We start from the raw sequence: 16,782 nt of genomic DNA, 5'->3' as shown, positions 1-16,782 counted from the left end.
CGTGCAGCCGGCACGACGGCCGTCCCGCGCGTGGGCCGGGGACGGCGCGTCTCACGCCGTCCGTGCCGTGCCGGTGCCCTTCTCCGCGTCGAGCGCGTACACACAGCGGTCCTTGCTGCACGCGTACACCACGCCGTCCCGCACCACCGGGGAGCCGGTGATCTCCCCGCCGGTCGCGAGCTTCCAGCGCAGCCGGCCGTCGTCGGCCTTCAGCGTGTACAGCAGGTGGTCGCTGGAGCCGAAGTGGATCCGGCCCTCGGCGACCGCGGGCGCGCCCACGATCTCGCCGCCCGACTGGAAGCGCCACTTGGGCGTGCCGGTGACCGCGTCCAGCGTGTAGAGGCCCTTGCCGCTGCCCACGTGGACATGGCCCGCGGCGACCAGCACCGGCTCGACCGAGGAGCGCGCCTCGGTGGCGATGCGCCAGCGGTCGCGGCCGTCGGTGGCGTCCAGGGCGTACACCGTGCCGAGGTAGTCGGCGAGGTACACGCCGCCGCCGGTGACCGCGGGGCCGGGCACGAAGGAGGGCGGGCACAGGAAGACCGCCGGGGCCTCGAAGTGCCAGCGGACGTGCCCGGAGGCCGCCTCCAGGGCGAGCACCCGGGTGCCGGCGCAGACGTACACGTAGCCGTCGGGCGCGGCGGTGAGGCGGACCGCGACGCCGCCGCAGGAGGCCGCGTCGCCGATCGGGTACGACCAGCGCTCCTCGCCGGTGCGGGCGTCCAGGGCGCGCAGCCGGGCGTCCTGCCAGACGTAGGCGGTGCCGTCGAAGAGGGCGGGTCCGGCCTCCGGGGACTCGAAGTCGGTCTGGCAGCCGGTGAGTTCCCACAGCTTCTGCCCGGTGGACGCCTCCCAGCCCTGGACGCCTCCGCCGCGCGTGCCGGTCAGGACGGTGCCGCGGTCGGCCTTGAGGGAGTACACCCAGGCGTCCGTGTTCAGCCGCCACAGGTCGCCGCCCTCGCGGGCGTCGAGCGCGTAGAGGGTGGGCCCGTCGGAGGCGTGGATGCGGCCGTCGGCGACCGCCATCGACCAGGCGACGTCCCGCGTCTTGAAGCGGCGCCGGCCGGTGGCCACGTCCAGGGCGTGCACCTCGAAGGAGGTGACGTACACCAGGTCGCCGGCCACGGCGGGCGTGCCCCACACGTCGTTGGACATGCGGAACCGCCAGGGACGCCAGCCGCCGGGCTGCTCCGGCTGCGCGGCGGGCGCCGGGGGCACGGGCGCGGCGGCGGGCTCGGCGCCGTTCACGCCGGGGCGGGGCTTGGTCCAGGTCGCGGCCAGGGCGGCGGCGGGCGGGGGCGCCTGCACGGCGGCCGCGCGCGTGTCGGCGACGCGCGGGCCGGGACCGATGGGCACCGCGGCGCCCGCCAGCCTGACGGGCCCGGTGCCGGGCGCGCCCACGGGGGCAGGCCGGGGCGGGGGCGGCGGGACGACCGGGTCGTGCGGCGGCGGAGGCGGGACGTGGGGACGCGCGCCGCCCCCGCTGCGGCCGCTGTTCTGCGGCGGTCTGGCGGGGCGGCCGCCGCGGCGCGCCTCGATCAGGGCGACCGCCCGCTCGGGCAGCCACGCGGACGCCGTGCCGCTGTCGTCGGAGCCGGAGCCGAACAGGTGCGGGGCGAGCTGCGCCTGGAGGTCGGCGGGGTTGGGCCGGGCCGTGGGGTCCATCTGCATGCACGACTCGATGAGCGGCCGCAGCTCGTCCGGCAGGCCCTCGAGGTCCGGGCCCTCGCGCAGCAGCATGAAGACCGTCTCGACGGGGTTGGCGCCGTGGAACGGGGGGTGGCCGGTGGCGGCGAAGACCAGCATGGAGCCGAGGGAGAAGACGTCGCTCGCGCCGGTGACGCTGCGGGAGTCCTTGGCCTGCTCCGGGGACATGTAGGCGGGGGTGCCGACGGCGACGTTGGTCATCGTCAGGCGGGTGTTGGACACCCCGGAGGCGATGCCGAAATCGATCACCCGGGGGCCGTCCTCGACGACCAGCACGTTGGACGGCTTGAGGTCGCGGTGGACCAGGCCCGCGCCGTGGATCGACTGGAGCGCCTCGGCGACGCCCGCGGCGAGCCAGCGCACGGCCTGCGCGGGCAGCGGCCCGCACTCGTTCACTATCTCCTCGAGCGAGGGGGCGGGGACGTAGGCGGTGGCCAGCCACGGCACCGCGGCGCGCGGGTCGGCGTCCACGACGGCCGCCGTGTAGAAGCCGGAGACCGCGCGAGCCGCCTCGACCTCGCGCGTGAAGCGGACCCGGAACAGCTGGTCCTCGGCCAGCTCGGTCCTGACGGTCTTGATCGCCACCCGCCGACCGGACGCCGAGCGCGCGAGATAGACCAGCCCCATGCCGCCGGCTCCCAGCCGTCCCAGCACCTCGAACGGCCCGATTCGCCGCGGATCGTGCTGCGTCAGCTGATCCACCACTTGCCTGCCACCTCCCCGTACGCGTCGCGCCACCACCTGTGCGCGACCGTAGTGCAGCGTCTCACCACCGCACCGCCGTGGCGGCACGCACCCCGATTCTTCCTGTCCGGGCCCCCTGGTGCGAACCGGCCGACAAATCGGGTGTCCAGGTTTGCATATGACTCGAATGGACGGTCGGACGGTGTACAGGAGACGGACCGCCGCGGCGCACCGAGCGTACGGTCAGCGGCGCAGCAGCGCGAAGGACGCCCCCTGATTGTCGGTGACGACGGCCGCCGTCCCGTACGACGTCTCGAAGGGTGGAACCTGCGTGCGGCCGCCGAGCCGGGTGACCTGCTCGAGGGCGGGCTCCAGCTCCGTCACGCCGAAGTGGACGAGGAGGTGCGGCGGCATCTCGGGGGCGAAGACCTCGGCAACGGGCGCGCGTCCGAAGTCGGGGTCGGCGCCCTCGCCGAACAGGGCCTCGTGGAAGAGGTCGCCGTAGAAGACGTTGGCCGTCTCCGTGTCCCGTGCGTAGAGCTGGACCCAGGCGAAGGTGCCCGGCTCGTGGCGGCGTCCGAAGCCGGTCGCGGTCCCGGGCTGCCACAGCGAGAACACCGCGCCCTCGGGGTCGGTGACGAGCGCGGTGCGGCCGAGGTCGCCGAGCGGCGCCGGGGGCGCGACCACCTGTCCGCCGGCGGCGCGGATGCGCGCGCACAGGCCGGCGGCGTCCGGGGTGAAGAAGGACACCGTCCACACCGTGGGCAGCCGTCCGTCCGTCTTGTGCGCCAGGGAGGCGACGGGGTCGCCGTCCTTCAGCGCCCGGACCGTCCCGGTGGGCGGGCCCTCGAAGGTCCAGCCGAACAGCTCACCGTAGAACCGCTTGCCCGCCTCCAGATCGGGCAGCTGCGCGTCCACCCAGCAGGGGGTGCCCTCCATGTACTCCGATGCCCTGTTTTCGGCCATGCCGACAACGTAACCGTGCCGCCCGCACCCCGCCGACCAGGCACACCAGGGTTCCTCGGGCCCCGCACCCCATTTGCAGTCGGCCGAATCGCGCTCCCGAACCCCGTCGGTAAGCTGACGGCATGACAGGACAAGTGCGTACCGTCGACGGCCGCGTGGCCGGCAGGCGTGGGCAGGAGACCCGGCAGAAGCTGCTCGACTGCCTCAGCGAGATGCTCAGCTCGTCCCCGTACCGGGATGTCAAGGTCATCGACGTCGCCCGCCGCGCGGGGACCTCACCGGCCACCTTCTACCAGTACTTCCCGGACGTCGAGGGCGCCGTCCTGGAGCTCGCCGAGACCATGGCGGCGGAGAGCGGCTCCCTGAGCGAGCTGGTCGAGGGACGCTCCTGGAGCGGGCGGGCCGGCTGGCAGACGGCGCAGGAACTGGTCGACGGCTTCCTGGAGTTCTGGCGGAAGAACGACGCCATCCTGCGTGTGGTGGATCTCGGCGCCGCCGAGGGGGAAAAACGTTTCTCCAAGATCCGTCTGAAGGTGCTCAACGCCGTGGAGGCCTCCCTCGCCGAGGCGGTGTCCGAGCTCCAGGCGAAGGGGCGCATCGACAAGGACGTCAACCCCGGCGCGGTCGCCGGGTCCCTGGTCGCCATGCTGGCGGCCGTGGCCTCGCACCAGAAAGGTTTCTCCTCCTGGGGCGTCAAGCAGGCCGAGATCAAGCCGAACCTGGCGCTGCTGGTGCACCTGGGGGTCACCGGGCGCAAGCCGACCAAGTAGCCGCGCACGGCCCCGCTCCTCCCCCGCGACCTCGTCAGTCCTGTCATCCGGGCGGCGGTTCACTCCGGTGGACCACCGCCTGTCGCGTCCCCGGAGGCGTCCGGTTCCGACGGGTGGGGCGCGACGTGCGGAACACGCCCCGGCCCCGGCGGCGTTGTACCGCCCGGCCTCAGGCCAGAAGTGCACGCCCCGACGCCGACGACGCTGGAGGAACCGCCATGGCCCTGTCCCGTGAAGAGCGCGAACAGTTCCTGTCCGAACCGCGCGTGGCCGCGCTGGCGGTGGACGCGGGCGAGGGCCGCGCCCCGCTGACCGTGCCGATCTGGTACCAGTACGCGCCCGGCGAGGACGTGTGGATCCTCACCGGGCTGCACTCCCGCAAGAACCGGCTGCTGCAGGCTGCGGGCCGCTTCTCCCTCCTGGTGGAGCGCGCCGAGCCGACCATCCGCTACGTCTCCGTCGAGGGCCCGGTCGTCGACACCTCCCCCGCCACGATCGAGAAGCTGCGGGAGATCTCCGCGCGCTACCTGCCCGCCGAGAAGGTCGAGGGGTACGTGGACTTCGCGTGGAAGAACCACGGGGAGCAGGTCGTCGTGCGGATGCGGCCGGAGCGGTGGGTGTCGTCGGACCTGGGCTCCGTCTGACACGGCCGACAATCGGCTGCATGGAACCAGACCTTCACGAACTGCTGCGGTCCCTGCGGGTGTGGGACCCGGCCGTCACCGACCTGCGTCCCTTCGATCCGGAGCGGGCCCCCGCCGAGCCGCTGCCGCTGTTCGCGCGGTGGCTCGCGGACGCCGCCGCGGCCGGGCAGGCCGAGCCGCACACCATGTCCCTGGCGACGGCGGACGCGGACGGCCTGCCGGACGTGCGGATCGTGATGCTGCACGGCGCGGACGAGAGGGGCTGGTCGTTCGCCACGCACGCGCACAGCCGCAAGGGCGGGCACCTCGCCGCCCGCCCGTACGCGGCCCTCGCCTTCTACTGGCCGGTCCTGGGCCGCCAGGTGCGGGTACGGGGTCCCGTCACGGCCGCCCCGCCCGAGGAGGCCCGGGCGGACCTCCACGCCCGCTCCACGGGCGCGCTGGCGGCGGCCCTGACCGGCCGGCAGAGCGCGGTGCTCGCCTCTCCCGGGGAACTCACCCGTGCCTCGGAGGCCGCCTGGGAGAAGGCCCGCCGCTCCCCGACGACCCCGGCCCCGTCCTGGACCCTGTACCACCTCGCCCCGGTGGAGACGGAGTTCTTCCAGGGCGACGCGGACCGCCGCCATGTGCGGCTGCGGTACCGCCGGGAGGGGGAGGGGTGGGTGCGGGAACTGCTGTGGCCGTGAGGGAGTCGCCGTGCCCGGGGACGGGACGGTGAATCCGCGATCACGACATCATGTGATCATTCCGCAACCGATTCCGGTCTTGACCGAGACCCATCAATCCCCTGCCGGATTACGCTCGCGGTCATGGCCGACTCCACCACGTCCGCGCAGCCCACCGCGCCCTCCCGGGCGGACCGCCCCGTCTACGTCGTCGGCGGCGGCCCCGGCGGACTGTCCGTCGCGTACGCCCTGCGCGCCCGCGGGGTGCGGGCCGTCGTCCTGGAGCGCTCCGAGCGGGTCGGCGACTCCTGGCGCCGCCACTACGACCGGCTGCACCTGCACACCACCCGGCGCCGGTCGGCGCTGCCCGGCCTGCCGATGCCCCGCCGCTTCGGGCGCTGGCCGTCCCGCGACGACGTCGTCCGCTACCTGGAGAAGTACGCCGAGCACCACCGCCTGGAGATCGTCACCGGCGTCGAGGTGTCCCGTGTCGAGCGCACCGCGGACGGCACCGGCTGGCTGCTGCGCGCCACCGGCGGACGCGAGCTGACCGGCGCGGCGGTCGTCGTCGCCACCGGCTTCAACCACACCCCGCGCGTCCCCGACTGGCCCGGACGGGACGCGTACACCGGGGAGTTGCTGCACGCGTCCCGGTACCGCAACGCCAAGCTGTTCGCCGGGCGGGACGTGCTGGTGGTGGGCGTCGGCAACACGGGCGCCGAGATCGCCGTGGACCTGGTGGAGGGCGGCGCCTCCCGGGTGCGGCTGGCGGTGCGCACCCCTCCGCACATCGTGCGCCGCTCGACCGCCGGCTGGCCCGCGCAGTACTCCGGGATCCTGGTGCGCCGGCTGCCGGTGCCGCTGGTCGACCGGATCAGCCGCCTCCAGGCGCGGGTCGCTGTGCCGGACCTGTCCGAGCACGGCCTGCCCCGCCCGCAGACCGGCCTCTACAGCCGCGTGCTGGAGGGCGCGATCCCCGTGCAGGACGTCGGTCTGATCGACGCCGTGCGCAAGGGGTCGGTGGAGGTGGTCGCCGCCGTGAAGGGCTTCGAGGCCGGCGAGGTGCTGCTGGCCGACGGCGAGCGGATCGCGCCGGACGCGGTGGTGGCGGCCACCGGGTACGAGCGCGGTCTGGAGGGCCTGGTCGGGGGCCTCGGCGTGCTGGACGAGCGGGGCAGACCTGTGGTCCGCGGCGCCCGCACCCCGGCCGGCGCCCCCGACCTGTACTTCACCGGCTTCACCAACCCGATCAGCGGCAACCTCCGCGAGATGGCCCTGGACGCCCAGCGCATCGCCCGCGCGATCGCCCGCGGAGGGAAGGCGTCCCGGCTGCCGGGCGCCTGACCCTCGGGGCGCCTCAGCTCGCGGTGAGAACCGCGGGCCGCCTGCGGATCACCAGCGCCATCAGCGCGGCCGCCGCGCACAGCGCGCCCGACGCGAGCCACACCACGTCGTACGAGCCGAACGCGTCCCGCGCGAGGCCCCCGGCGAAGGCCACGATCGCCGCGCCCACCTGGTGCGACGCCAGCACCCAGCCGAACACGATGGGGCTGTCGTCGCCGTAGTGCTCCCGGCACAGCGCGAGGGTGGGCGGCACGGTGGCGACCCAGTCGAGGCCGTAGAAGACGATGAACAGCAGCATCGGCGGGTGCACGGAGGGGGCGAGCAGCAGGGGCAGGAAGAGCAGGGAGACGCCGCGCAGCGCGTAGTAGACGGCGAGCAGCCGGCGTGCGTCGAAGCGGTCCGTGAACCAGCCGGAGGCCACCGTGCCGACGACGTCGAAGACGCCGATGACGGCGAGCAGGGACGCGGCGGTGGTGATGGGCATGCCGTGGTCGTGCGAAGCGGGCACGAAGTGGGTCTGGATCAGCCCGTTGGTGGAGGCGCCGCAGATCGCGAACGTCCCGGCGAGCAGCCAGAACGGGCCGGTGCGGGCGGCCGAGCCGAGCACGGTCAGCGCGCGCCGGGCGGCCCCGGGCACGGGCGCCGGCTTGGGCACGAACTCCTTCGCCCCGTACGGCTTCTGGCCCACGTCGGCCGGGTGGTCGTGCAGCAGCAGCCAGACGAACGGCACCACCGCGAGCGCGGCGAGCGCCACCGTCACCGCCGCGGGCCGCCAGGAGTACCGGTCGACGATCCACGACAGCAGCGGCAGGAAGATCAGCTGCCCGGAGGCGGACGCCGCGGTGAGGATGCCGCTGACCAGGCCGCGCCGCTCGGTGAACCAGCGGTTGGTGACGGTGGCGGCGAAGGCCAGCGCCATGGAGCCGGAGCCGAGGCCCACCAGCAGGCCCCAGCAGAGCATGAGCTGCCAGGCGGCGGTCATCCACACGGTGGCGCCGGACCCGGCCGCGATCACGGTCAGCGCGACCGCGACGACCCGGCGGATGCCGTAGCGGTCCATCAGCGCCGCCGCGAACGGTGCGGTGAGGCCGTACAGCGCCAGGTTCACGGAGACCGCGGCGCCGATGGTGCCGCGCGACCAGCCGAACTCCTCGTTCAGCGGGTCGATGAACAGCCCCGGCACGGCGCGGAAGGCGGCGGCGCCGATGATCGTCACGAAGGTGACGGCGGCGACGAACCAGGCGCGGTGCATCCGGCGGCGGGTCGGCTCGCGGCCGCTCACGGGCGGCCCGACGGCGGCGGTCTTGCTGGTCGTGGTCACGTCGTACAGCTTCGGGGAAGCATGTCCGCTTCAACGAGTGGCCCGAGGGACAGCATTCGCTAGGATCGGGCCATGCCTTCGGACCCGGTCGCGCCCCTCCGCTCCCCCGCCGGCCACCGGCCCCACCGTGTGGCCGTCCTCGCCCTCGACGGCCTGCTGCCGTTCGAACTGGGCATTCCGCACCGCGTGTTCGGCCGCCCCCGGGACGAGCGGGGACGCCCGCTGTACGAGGTGGTCACCTGCTCGGTACGGCCGCCGGGACCTGTGGAGACGGACGCCGACTTCGCCATTCACGTGCCGCACGGCCCGGAGGTTCTGGCCACCGCCGACACGGTGATCATCCCGGCCTCCTACGAGCTGGGCCCGGTCTTCGAGCGCGGCGAGCTGACGGAGGAACTGGCCGACGCGCTCGGCCGCATCCCGCCGACCGCCCGCATCGCCTCCATCTGCACCGGCGTGTACGTCCTCGCCGCGTCCGGGCGGCTCGACGGGCGCCGCGCCACCACGCACTGGGCGGACGCGGAGCGGCTGCAGCAGCTGTTCCCGAAGATCGACGTCGATCCGGACGTGCTGTTCGTCGACGACGGCGACATCCTCACCTCGGCGGGCGTGGCGGCCGGGATCGACCTGTGCCTGCACATGGTGCGGCGCGACCACGGCGCCGCCGTCGCCAACGACGTGGCCCGGCGCACGGTGGTGCCGCCGCACCGGGACGGCGGCCAGGCGCAGTACATCCAGCGTCCGGTGCCGGACCCGCAGCAGGCGTCCACGAGCGGTGCCCGCGCCTGGGCGCTGGGCCGGCTGCACGAGCCGATCCAGTTGCGCGACATGGCGGAGCGGGAGTCGATGTCGGTGCGCACCTTCACCCGCCGCTTCCGGGAGGAGACGGGGGTCAGTCCCGGGCAGTGGCTCACCCGTCAGCGGGTGGAGCGGGCACGGTACCTGCTGGAGACCACCGAGCTGACCGTCGACCAGGTGGCGCGGGACGCGGGGTTCGGGACGGCCCAGTCCATGCGGGCCCATCTCCAGGCGGCCCTCGGCGTGACCCCCACGGCCTACCGGCGCACCTTCCGCGCGGCCTCGGAGCGCGGGGAGGCGGCGGTCGCGGTCTGAGGTCCGCGCGTCCGTCCGTCCACAGGCTGTGGACGAAGAACGCCCCGCGGCGGTGCGGCACTGCTCGCCCCGAGCACGAGAGCCCCGCACCGCCCTGCGGCTCCGGCGGCCCCGCCAGGTCCCCCGCCCCCGGGAGGCACGCGCCGGATCACGACCCACACTCGTCGAGGACTCCCGTCGCGGTGCCCTCGCCGTCCCCTCGCGGCGAATCGCTGACGCCCAGCGTGATCACCCGGTGACGGCACGTCAATACCGTTTCGACGGACGGTACGGCGTTCGCGGCAATTGCCCTGTTCATCGGCTCGGCGCACGGGAGCACACCCGGCGCACCGGATCACGCACGGCACCGGGACGCCGTCCCGCCGTGCATCCGTGCCTCCCCTCGGACGCGGCAGCCGTCGGGGCGCGGCACGCTCAGACCGCTTCGTACGTCAGCCCGTCGTACCTCACCGCGCCGCCGCCGCGGAAGGCGCGGGCGGTGCCGGACGCCTCGCCGCAGCGGTCGAGCTCGCACCAGATGCGCTTTCCCGCGCCCTCGGTGCTCCAGCCCCAGCGGTCGGCCAGCCCGTCGACGAGGGCGAGTCCGCGCCCGCCGGTCGCCTCGTCGCCGGCGCAGCGCGGCACCGGCGCCCGGCCGCTGCGGTCCGCGACCTCCAGGCGGACGGTGACCTCCTCGGCCGCGTCCGCGCCGGGCAGCGAGAGCCTCAGGACGGCCGGACAGCCCGTGTGCACCACGGCGTTGGTGACCAGTTCGGAGACGAGCAGGATCAGCGTCTCGGCCAGCGGTTCGTCGGCCCCTATGCCGGTCCCGGCCAGCCGTGAGCGGGCCCAGCGCCGGGCCCGCCCCACCTCAGCGGGGTCGGGCCGGATCTCCAGCTGCACTTGAAGCACCTGCACCGCTCACACCATCCGAACCGGCGGACACTTGGACTCGCGCCTCACGAGGGCCACGATCCTAGCCATCTTCCGCATGACCAGAACAATGGCCGGGACCGGGGTCACGGACCGTGACTCCCTTACGGGACAGCATGGTTGACGCACAGTCACCTCAACAAGCGCTTCAGGCATATTCCAGCGCGAAGGAGTACCCGTGCGGCATACTGTGCGACGCTTGCCGCGCGGACTCGCACGAAGCGCGGCACACGGCCCGTTGGCCCCAGGAGCAGCCGCAGGAACGGCGCCTCGGGCAACCGCCCCGAGGGCGGCCCGGCCGCGGCGGACACTCACGAGGACTCGCATCCCGCACAACGTACCGGAGCCGCGCCCCGACTCCGGGCCGTGACGAAGGAAGTCACCCGGCCCGGGCCTTCCGGACGCTCCGTGATCAGGAAAATGCCACGATCGGCGACATGGGCGGGGGCGCGGACACCCGGCGCGTCACTCGGGGACGGTGAAGTAGCGGGCGAACGCGGAGACGATCTCCTCCTCGCCGATCCGCCCGTCGCCGTCGGTGTCCAGCTGTGCGGCGGCCTCCGCGGCGACGCCGCCCTCCACGCCCAGCACCTGGAGCACGCGCGCGGTGTTCTCCACGCCGACGGCTCCGTCCCCGGTGGTGTCCGCGACGGCGAGCGCCGCGTGCAGGAAGGGACGGGCGATCTCGGCGAAGCGCTCCGGGTTGTCCCGCAGCCGCTTGAGCGCGCCGGTCACGAACTCCTCGCGGGTGATGCGCTGGTCGCCGTCCCGGTCGGCGATGCCGGCCATGCCCTGCCAGAACGCCTCGGCGCCGACGTACAGGGCCTGGCCCCGGTCGGAGCGGGCCGCCGTGCCGAACTCGGCGAGCAGCGCCTTGGCCGCCGCCATGAAGTCCTCGCGGTCGATGTAGCCGTTGCCGTCCTGGTCGAAGCCGGCGAAGCGGGCCGCGATCCTGCGCTCGTTGTCGCTGGTGACCATGTCTTGTTCAGGCCGCCTTAGGTCGGAGGGGTCGTCTCGCTGGGAGCGTACGGGGTGAGGGGGCGCGGGGGAGCCGGAAAGCGGCGCTTGGACCAGGACCGGGGGAACACCGGGACACACGTGTGACAGGTGTGAGCGGCACCACGTGCGGACCGCGGGGCGGAAGCGGGTGGGAAGGCGGGGCCTCAGGCCGAGAGCGGGCGGGCGTCCTCGTCGAGGGCGGACGGCACGTCCGGGTGGATCTCGAACAGCCGGCGTACCCCGAGCGCCCCGAGCACCTTGTTGACGTGGCTGCCGTCGGCGGCGCCGCGCGCGGGCAGGATCAGCCGGAGCCGGCCCTGGCAGGAGCGCAGCAGCCGGCGGGAGCCAATGAGCACACCCACCCCGCTGGAGTCGCAGAACCACACCTCGGAGAGGTCGAGGACGAGCCGGTGCCGCCCCTCCGCCACGACGTCGTGCACCCGCTGCCGCAGCACCGGGGACGTCACCAGATCCAGCTCGCCGGAGACCCGGAGGACGGCCCATTCGCCGTTCTCCTGGTCGGTCACTTCGAAGGTCACCACCACGCCCCTCGCTCGCCGAAACGGAAGCAGTACCTACGCTTCCTTGCTGCGCGGCTGCCCACCGGCCGTTCCCTGAAACACGGCCCCAGAAACGGTTACCGAACAGAAGAGGCTTGTTCTGGTCGCAACCGATCCGATTCGATCGGTTCCGATCGACACCCCACGGGGCAGACATGATCCGCACACCGTGCCACCTGCGCGGGCGGCCCCCTACCACGGAAGGCGCCGCGAGGGGCGCACATTGCCACAAAGGGGCGTGCACGCACGTCCATGGCGACTACATTCGTGGCGTCGCCGGTCACACGCCGGACCCGGGAACCGACCACCCCGGGGGTCCGCGGGACGAACAGGGGGTGAGGGGCCGCGTGCAGAAGAAGGACGTACCGCCCCGCTGGGACCGCAAGATGCAGCAGCGGCTCGCCCGCGGGGAGGCGGCCGCCCTCGGCGAGCTCTACGACCGTTTCGCCTCCCTGGTGCACGGTCTCGCCCACCGCGTCCTCGGGGACGAACACGCGGCCGACACCGTCACCCGTGACGTCTTCGCCCACGTCTGGCAGCACCCCGACACCTACGACCCCCGGCAGGGCCCCCTGCGCAGCTGGCTCGCCGCCCTGACCAACCGGCTGGCCGTGGAGCGGCTGCGCACCACCGGGACCGCCGCGCTCGCCCGGGGCGGCCCCGGCACCACCGAGGACCTGGAGCGCAAGGTCCGGCACGCCACGGTGGCCGCCCGCGCCGACTACATCGTCCAGTCCATGCCCGCGCCCCTGCGGGCCGCGCTGGAACTGGCCTACTTCCAGCGCCGGGACTACCGGCAGACCGCCGCCGATCTCGGCGTCACGGACGAGGAGGCCCGCCGCCGGCTGCGCCTCGGCCTCCAGTTGCTGGCCACGGCCCACGACGCCGGGACACCGGGCGCACCGCCCGGAATCGGGGGTGCCGCGTGAGCGGGCGCGGCGCCGGGCCGCACGACGACCGCGGATCCCTCGCCCCCGGGCCGGACGGGCTGCCCCAGGGGCCGGAGCACCAGGTGCTGAAGTCGCTGCTGGGCGCCTGGGCGCTGGCCGCCTGCGCGCCCGCCGAGGCCGACGCCGTCGAGGAACACCTCGGCGTCTGCGGTCCCTGCGCGGACGAGGCGCTGCGGCTGCGCGAGGCCGTGGGCCTGCTCCAGCGCCCCGAGAGCCTCGACCTGAAACCGGCGCTGCGCACCCGCGTCCTGGAGACCTGCCTGGAGCGGCGCCCGCCGCGCATCCCGGTCCCCGACTGGGCCGCCGCCTACGACGTCGAGACCGCCCGGCTCGACGCGCTGCTCCAGGACTTCGGCGACAACGAGTGGCACGCGCCGGTGCGGCTGCGCTGGTACGAGGGCGACGAGGCGAGCAGCCGCCGCACCACCGTCGCCGGAGTCATCGCCCACCTCATGAGCGTCGACGGGCTGGTCGCGGTCGCCCTCGGCCTGGAGGACCCCCTCGGCGAGGTCCGGCCCGAGCGGCCCACGCCGTCCGACCGCACCGAGGCGTACTGGCGGGCCGCCCGCTTCCCGCCCACCCGGTCCGTCCGCGGCCCCTGGCGGGAGCAGAGCCACCGGCTGATCCGCACGGTCTCCTGCACCGGCAGCGACACCGGCCGTACGACCGTCCCCTACGGCGACTTCGCGCTGCCGCTGCACGACGCGATGCTGGACCGGGCCTTCGAGTGCTGGGTCCACGCGGAGGACATCGCCGAGGCGGTGGACTACCCGTACGACCCGCCCGCCGGACGCCATCTGCACGACATGGTGGACCTCGCGGCCCGGCTGCTGCCCGTGGTCCTGGAGAACCGCCGTCACCACGGGCTGGCCGCGCCCGTCGAACGCCGGCTGGTCGCCGCCGGCGAGCCGGGGCGCAGCCTGCGGCTGGAGATCGAGGGGTCGGGCAGCGGGGAGTGGCTGATCCCGCTGGACTCGCCGGCGGCGAAGGGGTCGGCGGAGCACGAGGTGGCTCATGTCGCCCTGGACGGGGCGGAGTTCTGCAGGCTGGCGGCCGGTCATCTGCCGCCGCGTGAGGCTGCCGCCGGGCAGGAAGGTGACCGCGAGGCGATCAGGGACGTGCTGTTCGCCGCGGCGAGCTTGAGCAGGATGTAGCGCACGTGCGGGTGCGTCGTGGTTGCTCGCGCAGTTCCCCGCGCCCCTGAAGGGGCGCGCAGCCGCCGACGAGGCAGCAGCGGCCTGTCTCCTAGGCGAACACCACAGTCCTGCGGCCGTTCAGCAGGATCCTCCGCTCGGCGTGCCACTTGACGGCCCGCGCCAGCGCCTGGCACTCCACGTCCCGCCCGACGGCGACGAGCCCCTCGGGCGTGACGTCGTGCGACACCCGCTCGACCTCCTGCTCGATGATCGGCCCCTCGTCGAGATCCGCGGTGACGTAGTGCGCGGTCGCGCCGATCAGCTTCACACCCCGCGCATGTGCCTGGTGGTACGGCTTCGCGCCCTTGAAGCTCGGCAGGAAGGAGTGGTGGATGTTGATGATCCGCCCCGACAACTGCTTGCACAGGTCGTCCGAGAGCACCTGCATGTAGCGGGCCAGGACGACGAGTTCGACCTCGTCCTCCCGCACGATCTCCAGCAGTCGCGCCTCGGCCTCCGGCTTGGTGTCCCTGGTCACCGGGATGTGGTGGAAGGGGATGTTGTAGGAGGCGACGAGCTCGGCGAAGTCGGTGTGGTTGGACACCACCCCGGCGATCTCCACGGGCAGCGCCCCGGTCCGCGCACGGAACAGCAGGTCGTTCAGGCAGTGCCCGAACTTGCTGACCATCAGCAGGATGCGCATCTTCTCGTCGGCCCGGTTGATCTGCCAGTCCATCTGGAAGGAGTCGCCGATCGCGGCGAAGCTCGCCCGCAGCTTGTCCACCGTGACCGGGGCCTCGGCGGAGAAGTGGACGCGCATGAAGAACAGACCCGTGTCGTGGTCGCCGAACTGCTGGCTGTCCTCGATGTTGCAGCCGGTCATGAAGAGGTAGCTGGACACGGCGTGCACGATGCCCTGCTTGTCGGGGCAGGACAGGGTGAGGACGTACTGGTCGGCGGGTGCCGCGGCTCGGGTGGACTGCTCGCTCATGGGGAAAAGGGTCGCACACCCGGACCGGCGCCGGGCCGGTCGTCCCGCTAAGCGGAACGGGTCATGATGCGCAGCACCTCGAGCGTGCCGGGCGCCGCGTCCGGGTCGTCGCCGTCGCTCGCCGCCATCCGCACGTGCGCGTCGCGCGCGGCGCGCACCGCCTCGGGCCAGCCCTCGTGCTCCAGGTACGCGATGACCGGGGCGTCCGGCCCGACCTGGTGCATGATCCGCAGCACGCGCAGCACGGCGGTGTCGACGAGCGCGGCCTCCTGCGAGTCGCGGAAGATCGTGCCGACGTACTTCTCGGCGGACCAGTTGTCCAGCCAGGTGTCCTCGACCAGCCGGTACACGGCGTCGGTGACGTCCCCGTAGCCGGGCACGCCGGCCAGCCAGACGTCCCGCTGGAAGACGGGGTCGGAGAGCATGTGCAGCGCGGAGCGCACATTGCTGCGCCAGCGCCACCACGGCATGTCGTTGAGCGGCATGCCGCCCATGGTGGAGGAGCGACGGCCGCGACGGGAAGAGTTCTCCGAACCTTGCACGGTCGTCGATCGTACGTTTCCGCTCCGTACGCGCCGGACGGGCCCCCGTAATTCACCTCCGCGTCACCTCCCGTCGACCGAGCGTCACGGAGCGGTTCGCCATGTGAGGGAATGGTGCGGGGACATGACCGGCAGGCGACGCATCCGCAGCACCGTCCTCCCCCGTTCCCTCGTCCGGCCCGCCCGTGCCGGCGCCCTGCCCGCGGGCGCGCTGGCGGCGTGCGCCGCGCTGGTCGCCGGCTGCGGGATCGTCCCCGGAGTCACGGGGGGCTCCGGGGACGAGACGATCACCGTGATGACCTGGGCGCCCGAGAACACCGGCGCGACCAACAAACCCGGCATGCCCGCGTTCGCCGAGGCCTACGGCCGCTGGGTCAACGCCCACGGCGGCATCGACGGCCGCCCGCTGAAGGTGCTGACCTGCGACGAACGCGACGACGCGGTGGCGGCGGCGCGCTGCGCCCGGCGCGCGGTCGCGGAGAACGCGGTCGCCGTGGTCGGCTCGTACAGCCAGCACGGTGACGCCTTCCTGCCCACGCTGGAGGCCGCCGGCATCCCCTACATCGGCGGCTACGGACTCACCCACGACGAGTTCACCAGCCCCCTGTCCTACCCCGTCAACGGCGGACAGCCCGCGCTGCTCGCCGGGCTCGGCCGCACCCTGGCCGACGCGTGCGGACCGGTCGCCCTGGTCCGGCCCGACACCATCGCGGGCGACCAGCTCCCGCCGCTGCTGGACTCCGGCCTCGCGGCGGGCGGCCACGACCCGGCCGGCGACCTGCGCGCCGCCGAGGCCGCGACCTCCTACGGCGACACCGCCGAGCGCGCGCTGGAGCACGCGGCCGCCGGCACCGGGGAGCAGGGCTGCGTGGTGCCCGCGCTCGGGGACCGCACCGGCACCTTCATGGACTCCTTCCGGCGCGCCCGCGCCCGGCACCCCGAGGTGCGCACCGCGACGGTGCTGGGCAGCGTCGACCAGACGGTGCTGGACGCCTCCGGGGGCGCGTCGGGACCGTACGAGGGGGCGTACGTCACCGGCTGGTACCCGGAGGCGGGGGACGCGCGCTGGGACCCGATGAAGGAGGTCATCCGGGCGGAGGCCTTCGGCGACAACCGCATCGACCCGGCGGACGCGGGCGTGCAGACGACATGGATCGCCTACACGGTGCTCCGCCAGGCCGTGGAGTCGCTCGGGGACGGCGAGGTCACCGCCGACACGGTGACCGCCGCCCTGGACGGCGGCCTGAAGGTCACCACGGGCAACCTCACCCCCACCCTCCGCTGGAAGTTCCAGGACACCCTGGCCTCCATCGGCCTCCCCCGCCTGGTCAACGCGAACGTCACGCTCCACGTGGTGGAGAAGGGCCGCCTCACCGCGGCAGCGGAGGGCTTCACGGACGTGACGTCCACTTTGGAGGAGGCGGCGCTGTGAGAAGGGGCGCGGGGACCCGCGCGCCCAGCTCCCACGCGGCCGCAGC

At 73.8% G+C, this 16,782-nt stretch carries 16 protein-coding genes; 8 read left to right on the top strand and 8 right to left on the bottom strand.

Features of this window, described 5'->3' with window-relative positions:
- Nucleotides 1–51 precede the first annotated feature (51 nt).
- Both ELQ39_RS18330 and ELQ39_RS18325 read right to left on the bottom strand, forming a co-directional pair.
- Nucleotides 52–2,412, bottom strand: coding sequence for an outer membrane protein assembly factor BamB family protein (locus tag ELQ39_RS18330; RefSeq protein ID WP_242592831.1), 2,361 nt, complete (start codon nt 2,410–2,412; stop codon nt 52–54).
- A gap of 222 nt (nt 2,413–2,634) precedes the next feature.
- Nucleotides 2,635–3,357, bottom strand: coding sequence for a VOC family protein (locus ELQ39_RS18325; protein ID WP_242592829.1), 723 nt, complete (start codon nt 3,355–3,357; stop codon nt 2,635–2,637).
- Nucleotides 3,358–3,491: 134 nt separating this feature from the next.
- Here ELQ39_RS18325 and ELQ39_RS18320 point away from each other — a divergent pair, with 134 nt between their 5' ends.
- The 4 genes from ELQ39_RS18320 (at nt 3,492) to ELQ39_RS18305 (ending at nt 6,780) form a co-directional block, all read left to right on the top strand.
- Complete coding sequence (locus ELQ39_RS18320; RefSeq protein WP_190003103.1) at nt 3,492–4,127, top strand: TetR family transcriptional regulator; 636 nt, start codon at nt 3,492–3,494, stop codon at nt 4,125–4,127.
- Between the two features lie 218 nt (nt 4,128–4,345).
- The gene (locus ELQ39_RS18315; RefSeq protein WP_242592827.1) at nt 4,346–4,771 is read left to right on the top strand and encodes a pyridoxamine 5'-phosphate oxidase family protein; all 426 of its coding nucleotides are present in this window, start codon (nt 4,346–4,348) and stop codon (nt 4,769–4,771) included.
- 20 nt (nt 4,772–4,791) lie between these two features.
- Nucleotides 4,792–5,457, top strand: a complete 666-nt coding sequence (locus ELQ39_RS18310; RefSeq protein ID WP_242592826.1) for a pyridoxine/pyridoxamine 5'-phosphate oxidase — start codon at nt 4,792–4,794, stop codon at nt 5,455–5,457.
- A gap of 123 nt (nt 5,458–5,580) precedes the next feature.
- Entirely contained in the window at nt 5,581–6,780 is a 1,200-nt protein-coding gene (locus ELQ39_RS18305; protein WP_242592824.1) for a flavin-containing monooxygenase, read from the top strand.
- Nucleotides 6,781–6,793: 13 nt separating this feature from the next.
- Here ELQ39_RS18305 and ELQ39_RS18300 read toward each other — a convergent pair whose 3' ends face one another.
- Nucleotides 6,794–8,101: an MFS transporter gene (locus ELQ39_RS18300; RefSeq protein ID WP_242592822.1), complete on the bottom strand. Its 1,308-nt coding sequence runs from the start codon at nt 8,099–8,101 to the stop codon at nt 6,794–6,796.
- Nucleotides 8,102–8,173: 72 nt separating this feature from the next.
- Between ELQ39_RS18300 and ELQ39_RS18295 the strand changes: the two genes are divergently transcribed.
- Nucleotides 8,174–9,214 (top strand): GlxA family transcriptional regulator, encoded by a 1,041-nt coding sequence (locus ELQ39_RS18295; RefSeq protein ID WP_190002890.1) that lies wholly within the window; start codon nt 8,174–8,176, stop codon nt 9,212–9,214.
- 414 nt (nt 9,215–9,628) lie between these two features.
- On the opposite strand, the gene ELQ39_RS18290 is transcribed toward ELQ39_RS18295, so the two are convergent.
- From ELQ39_RS18290 to ELQ39_RS18280, 3 genes are all read right to left on the bottom strand, one after another.
- On the bottom strand, nt 9,629–10,096 hold the full coding sequence (locus ELQ39_RS18290) for an ATP-binding protein (protein WP_190003104.1): 468 nt from the start codon (nt 10,094–10,096) through the stop codon (nt 9,629–9,631).
- A gap of 495 nt (nt 10,097–10,591) precedes the next feature.
- Nucleotides 10,592–11,104, bottom strand: coding sequence for an EF-hand domain-containing protein (locus ELQ39_RS18285; RefSeq protein WP_190002891.1), 513 nt, complete (start codon nt 11,102–11,104; stop codon nt 10,592–10,594).
- A gap of 185 nt (nt 11,105–11,289) precedes the next feature.
- Entirely contained in the window at nt 11,290–11,670 is a 381-nt protein-coding gene (locus ELQ39_RS18280; protein ID WP_190002892.1) for an STAS domain-containing protein, read from the bottom strand.
- Between the two features lie 362 nt (nt 11,671–12,032).
- Between ELQ39_RS18280 and ELQ39_RS18275 the strand changes: the two genes are divergently transcribed.
- Both ELQ39_RS18275 and ELQ39_RS18270 read left to right on the top strand, forming a co-directional pair.
- Entirely contained in the window at nt 12,033–12,614 is a 582-nt protein-coding gene (locus tag ELQ39_RS18275) for a sigma-70 family RNA polymerase sigma factor (protein ID WP_190002893.1), read from the top strand.
- Complete coding sequence (locus ELQ39_RS18270) at nt 12,611–13,789, top strand: maleylpyruvate isomerase N-terminal domain-containing protein (RefSeq protein ID WP_242592820.1); 1,179 nt, start codon at nt 12,611–12,613, stop codon at nt 13,787–13,789. Before ELQ39_RS18275 ends, ELQ39_RS18270 begins: the two co-directional genes overlap by 4 nt.
- A 91-nt stretch (nt 13,790–13,880) precedes the next feature.
- Here ELQ39_RS18270 and purU read toward each other — a convergent pair whose 3' ends face one another.
- Both purU and ELQ39_RS18260 read right to left on the bottom strand, forming a co-directional pair.
- A complete protein-coding gene (gene purU, locus ELQ39_RS18265; protein ID WP_190002895.1) occupies nt 13,881–14,762 on the bottom strand; it encodes a formyltetrahydrofolate deformylase in 882 nt (293 codons plus the stop codon).
- 47 nt (nt 14,763–14,809) lie between these two features.
- Nucleotides 14,810–15,256 (bottom strand): SCO4402 family protein, encoded by a 447-nt coding sequence (locus tag ELQ39_RS18260; RefSeq protein WP_190003105.1) that lies wholly within the window; start codon nt 15,254–15,256, stop codon nt 14,810–14,812.
- A 172-nt stretch (nt 15,257–15,428) separates the two neighbouring features.
- Between ELQ39_RS18260 and ELQ39_RS18255 the strand changes: the two genes are divergently transcribed.
- Nucleotides 15,429–16,736 (top strand): ABC transporter substrate-binding protein, encoded by a 1,308-nt coding sequence (locus ELQ39_RS18255; protein ID WP_225628012.1) that lies wholly within the window; start codon nt 15,429–15,431, stop codon nt 16,734–16,736.
- The last annotated feature ends 46 nt before the right edge of the window (nt 16,737–16,782 follow it).

Source organism: Streptomyces sp. GB4-14 (genome assembly GCF_022696125.1).
GTDB lineage: Bacteria > Actinomycetota > Actinomycetes > Streptomycetales > Streptomycetaceae > Streptomyces > Streptomyces werraensis.
Note: the sequence above shows the minus strand (reverse complement) of the source record. Positions and strands in the feature narration are given on the sequence as shown.

Excerpts from the sequence above, each read along its gene's own strand:
- ELQ39_RS18325 (WP_242592829.1), bottom strand. The coding sequence starts at position 3,357 with ATGGCCGAAAACAGGGCATCGGAGTACATGGAGGGCACCCCCTGCTGG.
- ELQ39_RS18315 (WP_242592827.1), top strand. The coding sequence starts at position 4,346 with ATGGCCCTGTCCCGTGAAGAGCGCGAACAGTTCCTGTCCGAACCGCGC.
- ELQ39_RS18310 (WP_242592826.1), top strand. The coding sequence starts at position 4,792 with ATGGAACCAGACCTTCACGAACTGCTGCGGTCCCTGCGGGTGTGGGAC.
- ELQ39_RS18305 (WP_242592824.1), top strand. The coding sequence starts at position 5,581 with ATGGCCGACTCCACCACGTCCGCGCAGCCCACCGCGCCCTCCCGGGCG.
- ELQ39_RS18295 (WP_190002890.1), top strand. The coding sequence starts at position 8,174 with ATGCCTTCGGACCCGGTCGCGCCCCTCCGCTCCCCCGCCGGCCACCGG.
- ELQ39_RS18285 (WP_190002891.1), bottom strand. The coding sequence starts at position 11,104 with ATGGTCACCAGCGACAACGAGCGCAGGATCGCGGCCCGCTTCGCCGGC.
- purU (WP_190002895.1), bottom strand. The coding sequence starts at position 14,762 with ATGAGCGAGCAGTCCACCCGAGCCGCGGCACCCGCCGACCAGTACGTC.
- ELQ39_RS18260 (WP_190003105.1), bottom strand. The coding sequence starts at position 15,256 with ATGGGCGGCATGCCGCTCAACGACATGCCGTGGTGGCGCTGGCGCAGC.
- ELQ39_RS18255 (WP_225628012.1), top strand. The coding sequence starts at position 15,429 with ATGACCGGCAGGCGACGCATCCGCAGCACCGTCCTCCCCCGTTCCCTC.